General features: G+C 48.7%; 5 protein-coding genes and 1 pseudogene. All 6 read right to left on the bottom strand.

The features are described from left to right. Positions 1-408 (bottom strand): annotated as a pseudogene (locus tag ACP5KC_RS07620) (hypothetical protein); the annotation flags it as partial. A gap of 10 nt (positions 409-418) precedes the next feature. Continuing rightward, complete coding sequence (locus ACP5KC_RS07625; RefSeq protein ID WP_428287154.1) at positions 419-1,381, bottom strand: CRISPR-associated endonuclease Cas3''; 963 nt, start codon at positions 1,379-1,381, stop codon at positions 419-421. After that, positions 1,378-3,237, bottom strand: a complete 1,860-nt coding sequence (gene cas3 / locus ACP5KC_RS07630; RefSeq protein WP_428287155.1) for a CRISPR-associated helicase Cas3' — start codon at positions 3,235-3,237, stop codon at positions 1,378-1,380. The genes ACP5KC_RS07625 and cas3 overlap by 4 nt, the downstream gene beginning before the upstream one ends. Then, positions 3,234-4,133, bottom strand: coding sequence for a type I-A CRISPR-associated protein Cas5a (cas5a, locus tag ACP5KC_RS07635; protein ID WP_428287156.1), 900 nt, complete (start codon positions 4,131-4,133; stop codon positions 3,234-3,236). The genes cas3 and cas5a overlap by 4 nt, the downstream gene beginning before the upstream one ends. Next, positions 4,096-5,271 carry a type I-A CRISPR-associated protein Cas7/Csa2 gene (gene cas7a, locus ACP5KC_RS07640; protein ID WP_428287157.1) on the bottom strand — a complete coding sequence of 392 codons (1,176 nt, stop codon included), beginning with the start codon at positions 5,269-5,271 and terminating at the stop codon, positions 4,096-4,098. The genes cas5a and cas7a overlap by 38 nt, the downstream gene beginning before the upstream one ends. A 7-nt stretch (positions 5,272-5,278) precedes the next feature. Continuing rightward, positions 5,279-5,698 (bottom strand): hypothetical protein, encoded by a 420-nt coding sequence (locus tag ACP5KC_RS07645; protein WP_428287158.1) that lies wholly within the window; start codon positions 5,696-5,698, stop codon positions 5,279-5,281. Positions 5,699-6,237: the final 539 nt, after the last annotated feature.

The following is a 6,237-nucleotide window of genomic DNA, read 5'->3' on the forward strand; positions in this document are numbered from 1 at the left end:
AAATCTGCCCTCGGTCATTTTGTGTTTGTGATCGGGATCCTTGTAAGCATTGAGAACGCCTTGTTCGCGTTTGTTTTCTACAGAGTCGACTATGTCGACTATTGATTCAATTATTGATTCAATCCATCTCTCACGTACGCCTGGATTAATACTGATAGCGGCGTCTATTTTGTCAATAAACCTAGACGTAAACCCTTCACGTGCTTTTTCGCAAGCACTTTTGATGTAGCTAAGTTGCTTTAAAGCTCTCTCTTCATCAACTCTGTTGTCTTCTATGGATATAACAAATCTATCTCCTGTCCTCTTCACACTGCCTTCACGCACGCCAGCCCACATCAAGTACCTGACGAGACCATGCAATATCAGTGCGTCTGTCATTAAGCTGTGCCCCGGTGTATGGAGCTCCACGGTCCGCCACCTATGAGGACGCATGCGAGTCTGAACCTTTTTCATAACAACCTTCGCGGCCTTCTCCCGCCTGCTTTAAGCAGACAGTATTGCTTTTTGTGGCCTTCATGATCGCGTTCATGATGCTCTGCCTTATTTGATTCATATCCAGGGGTTCAGCACCTCTCGATACCCTCTCAACTATATAGTTTGCCTCGTCTCTGAGCTCGCTAGATCCGCACCTCTCAGTCCTCAGCACGTGGGCTGCTACTGAGTCGGCGACCACTATCAGGTGTAGGATGGAGGCTACCCGGGCTCTGCGGACAAGGAGCTCGTCGGGATCTCCCATGACCGATGCCCACGCGATAATGCGTTTTAATACATCGAATACTTTGTCCTTTCCATTTTGCGTGTCTATGTTAGACCACTCCACGTAGAATTCTTCAAACGCCTTAGTTAGGCACTCGCCCGCATGCTCTTTTTTGACCGGCAATCTACTAATGTAGTCCAAAGATTTTTTCACGTCGCAGGGTGCTGGAGACAGGTCGTACTTTTCTACCACCCTCTTCAGGTTGCTTATTGTCAAGTACCTCTCTCCGTAGGCTCCCACGTACGTCCTCATGATTATAGGCTCGTGGTGCAACATCACAGCGGTCGCTAAGAGGTACGCGACATCGCTCTTCACACGATCTTTTGCTTCGGTGGATCTGAGGGCAGATTCGAGAACGCTGTAGGTGGCGTACGCGCTGAACAGCTCGTGCCTGAAGCCTTTCACCTGCTCGTAGTAAGCCTTTGTGAGCTTACCCACGTCGTGGAGTGCTATAGCAACCGCTATTGGATCAAAGCACATACTATCACACTCAACGCCCAATACCCTCTCCACACCTCTCCGGTAGTACGGCTTGAGCTCTTCCCACACGGTGAGGGCGGCTACGACGTGCTCAACATACAGCTCGCCGGATTCGATGCAACGGAACGAGAAGCACTTGCTCACTTCCTACCCCTCCGGCGGCCCCTGTCCACCTCCTCTCGACTTGGACTCTGTTGACCGCTTTTCAGAAGGTCGTACTTAATCCCGAACATATCCACATACACCTCGCCTTTAGGTACTGCGAGCATAGCGTACTGTTCCCACCTATTTTCGGGATACTCGACTTTTTCGAAGTAGCAATATTCTTTATCGTTATCGTATACTTTCCCACATCTACTCAGGCCATAGACCCGATTCCTAACACTCTTCAACAGGTTGATCAATCTATTGACGCTTTCTGTGCGTATTTCGGAAATGGAGAACCTGACCAAGTTGTCTTCTATATATTTGCGGTCACATTTGAGGCCCGTCTCGTCTCTTTCACAAATTTTGTCATCATATAACAAAATGTCCACGTAGTAGGAGGGCTTCAAGTACAGCTTATCCTCAGGGGGGTACGCGAATAAGTGGAGCTGGCTAAGGTATTCGACGGACTTCAGGTAGAGCTCGTCGCCACGTGTTGCTAACATGTCAACAGTTTCTTTGTTGTAAACATCGTCTACTAACTTCTTAATCATGTTTATGTCGTCCAAGTTCGTAGACTTTAGATAGTTCACGCTTCTTATGGTATTGATGGTATTGTTCATGACAATGTCATTATACGGGTAGTTGCCGTTGGTCTTAAGGTAGATCCTAACGCGAGCCGGTTTACCCCCTCTACCAACCCTGCCAATTCTCTGCACTAGGCTGTCGATTGGAGACACCTCGGTATAGAGTGCGTCGAACTTGAAGTCGATACCCACTTCGGCGGACTGCGTACTTACCAGTATCGTGGGGCCGTCCCCGCACTTCAACTGCTCGTAAACAGACCTTCTATCACCTCTTGTCATTAATGAGTGAAGCAGTAATACTCTGCTAACTCCGCTACACTTGTTCTTGATTTTATTCTTGATTTTATTGTAGACGTTCTGAGCCCTCTCCACGGTGTTCAAGATCACTAGTGCGCTCTCGTCGCAGTTGATGTGCGATTCTATGAAATTCTCAAGCTTGTCATCCCAGACGTCTATGTCTATACTGCGCTTCATGCAACTTTCTAATTTGTGCTCAGTGGGATCCACGTCGCACTCGCCCTTGAAGAGTTCTACTAGTTTAGTGGGGAGGGTCGCTGAGGCAAGGACAACCAAACCGCCCGCCTTCACAACACTGCAGATAATCTTTGATAAGACCCGCGGACCAAGGAAGACCTCGTCTTGAATCAAGTGCGCCTCGTCGAGCACTACTAAAGAGTTCGTGATCAACCCTGCTGGCAAGGTGTACCTGCCAGTGCTCGTCCCCATTTCAACCCAGCTCAGCACTCTCTTGGCTACATATCCGTAAGCTAGCGAGTCAATGGTTGTCAGAGTAATTGTGGCAGCGTAGAGGAAGGCTTTGTCAACGACATCGCCGTGGTCCTCCCCTACGCGGGGGATGACCTTTAATTCATTTTTCAGCGCGTCAATGTAGACCTCGAGCCTCTCCCTCATCTGGCTGAGCAAGGCGTGGGTAGGCTCTACCCAAAACAGTCTCCCTGCAAACCAGCTTTTGTTCAGCCACTGGTACAGGTAGACAGACGAAATGATTTCGGTCTTACCAGCGCCGGTAGGGGCCTCTAAAATAACCACTTTACCGGTCTTCGCCTCGGCGATCTCCTCGTAGATTTCTTTGGCAATTTTGCTTTGTTCTTTTAAACACTCCTCGTTAATATTTTTGGCGCACACTTCCTCGATCCTACTCCTGTCTTCGGATACTTGATGATCCCCCTGGTTGCAGGATCTCCGCCCATTCTTCGCAGTACACCACGAAGTTACAAGTCTGCGAATTAGACCCTCTAGGTCTTTCACCATTCGTCACCCGCAGGGAACACAATTTTTGCGTTATCATAAACAACGCACAGCGTGTCTCTCTCGACCTCTATACTTGAGGAGTAATAGACGTCTCCGCGTCCTCCTGAGGTAACAGGCATGGCGAAAGCGGATTCCCTTCCCTCCTCGTCGATGGCTTTTACAACGGTATAGTTACTACCCTTCACAAGATCTGGCGAGTATTTAATTACTATGTTCACATTTTTTTCTTGGCACGGCTTAGCCTCTAGCGGCTCGCTAACGCCGAGTACACTAACTAGCGACTCGCTGTTGCCGAGTCTGCTAATTAGCAGGATCGCTTCTTTCAGCTTTCTAATCGTGTCACGATCTTTAGGACTCTTTGAAATTATCAACAGAAGCCTGGGAAGAGGAGAAATCATGTACTCTCGGACCATCGCATCTGAAAACTTTTCGATCTCCTTTAAACTGCTCGGCAGTCTATTTTCTTCGAGAACCTTCCTCAACACGTGGAGAATTACCGGTTGCCTTACAGAAATGGGTATGGAGGTCTGCTTTCCCGGCCCGCGACCTTCCGCGAGGATTGACGTATCGCGTGCTTTGAACACGAGTCCTCTGGTGTAGTTCAAACAATCATTTACCTTGCTTTTCCAGTCGCTTGACCTCGTTCCGCAGTAGCCCAGCATTGAGAGGGACTTCGCTATTGCACCCACAATTGTTGAGGGGGGGAGGAGAGGATACGAAGTAGCGACTTGGTATGTCTCTACAATTCTAACTGAGTACATAATGGGGAGGATTTTGGCGACTAAGACAAAAAAGCTTTGTGTAGGGTCGCCCGCACCCGTCATGCGGCCAGCTACACCCTGAAGGCTTACTGATCTATTCGCTCTTTCGTCGCTTTCTAGTTTTTTGCGCATTTTCGCTTGTCGTTTTTTCCTCTAGTTGCTTCTTCTCTTCTTTCGTCTCGACCTTAGCAACCTTCTCTACTTTCTCTTCACCAATGATCTCGACCACCTCATTGACGACGCTTATTATCAGTTCATCTAGTTGAGTGTGTTTCTTGACCTCCACCGCGTTAATCTTCTCGCAGCCCTTGACATTGTAACAGTGGACGTGGATTTGGTCACACTTCTCTGATCCACCGCAGAAGCCTGCGAGCATTTGTAGCGATAGACTGGCGTAATCTGGATATGCTGCGTGAACGAGGTTAGGAATTGGAACTCTCGAAACGACCACCATCAATTCAACCGGCTTAGCTATGGGCAAAGCCCTCGCTTTTTTAGACCCGAATCCGACAATGAGGTCAAAGAGCGCCAGCATGGCGGCCCGGGCCCTTCTTTTCCTCTCTTCTACTATTATGTCTGTCTTGCTCTCTTGTTGTCGGCTTCCAATCCTGTCTGACACATCAACTATGCTACCATCACCTTCGTATCTGGGCCTGAGTATCCACCCTAGTTCCATGTTTACTGCAAAACCATACAACGCTACAGAGGCGTTTTCCTGCTTGAACACCATCATGGTTACCCCTTCTTCCTCTTCTTCTTCACTGCCAGCTAAGCTTGCGGGAACCACTCTGTTGTGCTGTATAGCAAACTTGCTCGCATTATCTAAGTTGTCCTGGGTAAGCACTGGGATGGCGTTGCTGAACTCCACGAGGCTATCTCTCTTCAGCTGTTTGTTGGGAACGAGAAGTCCGTGGACATCATTACAGATGTCTAATATCGCCTCCATTTCACTGGTTGCTTCTCTTGGGTTGTTAAAGTTTGAGTCGACGGTGTAACCTCTTACGCCAATCCCGTGCTTGCAGAAGATATTTAAAAGTTTACCGCCGAGGGCGACGTAGTTATCTGCCAGGTAGACGGAATGCCAGTGTTTAAGGGAGTTGCCCGTTATGATCGGCACCCCTTCATAGGTAACTATTTTGCCCTGGTCTGAAGGCAGAACTATTTTCGCCGTGGCAATCTGGTTGTAATTACCTAGGCTTCCGGCGCCAACAAGGGCTGAGACCTCGACAGTGAACCTGCCAGTGACCTTAACGTAAGGTGGATATGGCATCAGTACCTCACCCCTCTTGCTCGCGTCTCTTTTCTAGGCACTCTATCACACTTGTGACGACTTTATCTGGTGCGAGCGCGTAGGCAGCAAAACGCTTGAGCGCGATTCTCTGCTCTCTCTCTTCTAGGTTTTTAACGTATTTATCAAGCTCATACGCAATGTCGCGCCACCGCTCCAGTAAGCTTACGGCGTGGCTTATGCTCTTCTCGCATTCTTCACTGAGACCCCCCTTGCTTAACTTGTCGCGTAAGTCTCTGTGAACTTTATTCACGAGCCTCGTAATCTTATACAGTGCGCTCTCGAACGTATCGATTCTCGGGTTACTGGCTAGCTCGTCGAGGACGTCGTAAGCCTGCTCTATATTAATAACGACCCTTATAGTGTCAGAGGCACGTACAACGAGGTCTTGATCTTGACTACTGCTCACAATAGGGCACCAATAATTATATGATATGCGCCAAAATAAAAACTTTTGTCCCACTCCTAAAAATGAAAGTCTCGGATGCGTGGAAACCCCTTGCGCCGCGGCCGAGCACAATTTCGTTCCGTTTAAGGGCCTTTAGTTTTCGAGGAAGTGTAACAGTGAAAGTAACTCCCGGTATACGACTTCGCTTAAGAAGTAGAGTTAGTGTAACGATCATTGCTCATGCTTCACGGTAATCCGCTCGCAGGTCTATTCAAGCACGAACAACCCTGCTTAAGTGGAAGTTGAGCTGCTCATTAATGAGCGGCAAGGCCGCAAGTGGGCTGGAGCAGGGTTCTACCTTGTGTTGGGCGACACCCTGGCGCTCGAAATGATAAAACCAATGTTATAATCTGGTTATTGATTGATTTATATCCTGATTATAATATACCTGTTAGGCGGTTGGTTTATGACCCTGATCTCGGAGGCTCGGTCGGAGGGCGAGGTGGACTACGTTAGGGAGGTGGCCTCCCGGGAGGGTGTCGACTACTACCAGCTGAGGC

Source organism: Infirmifilum sp., from assembly GCF_049970975.1.
Classification (GTDB): Archaea; Thermoproteota; Thermoprotei; order Thermofilales; family Thermofilaceae; genus Thermofilum; species Thermofilum uzonense.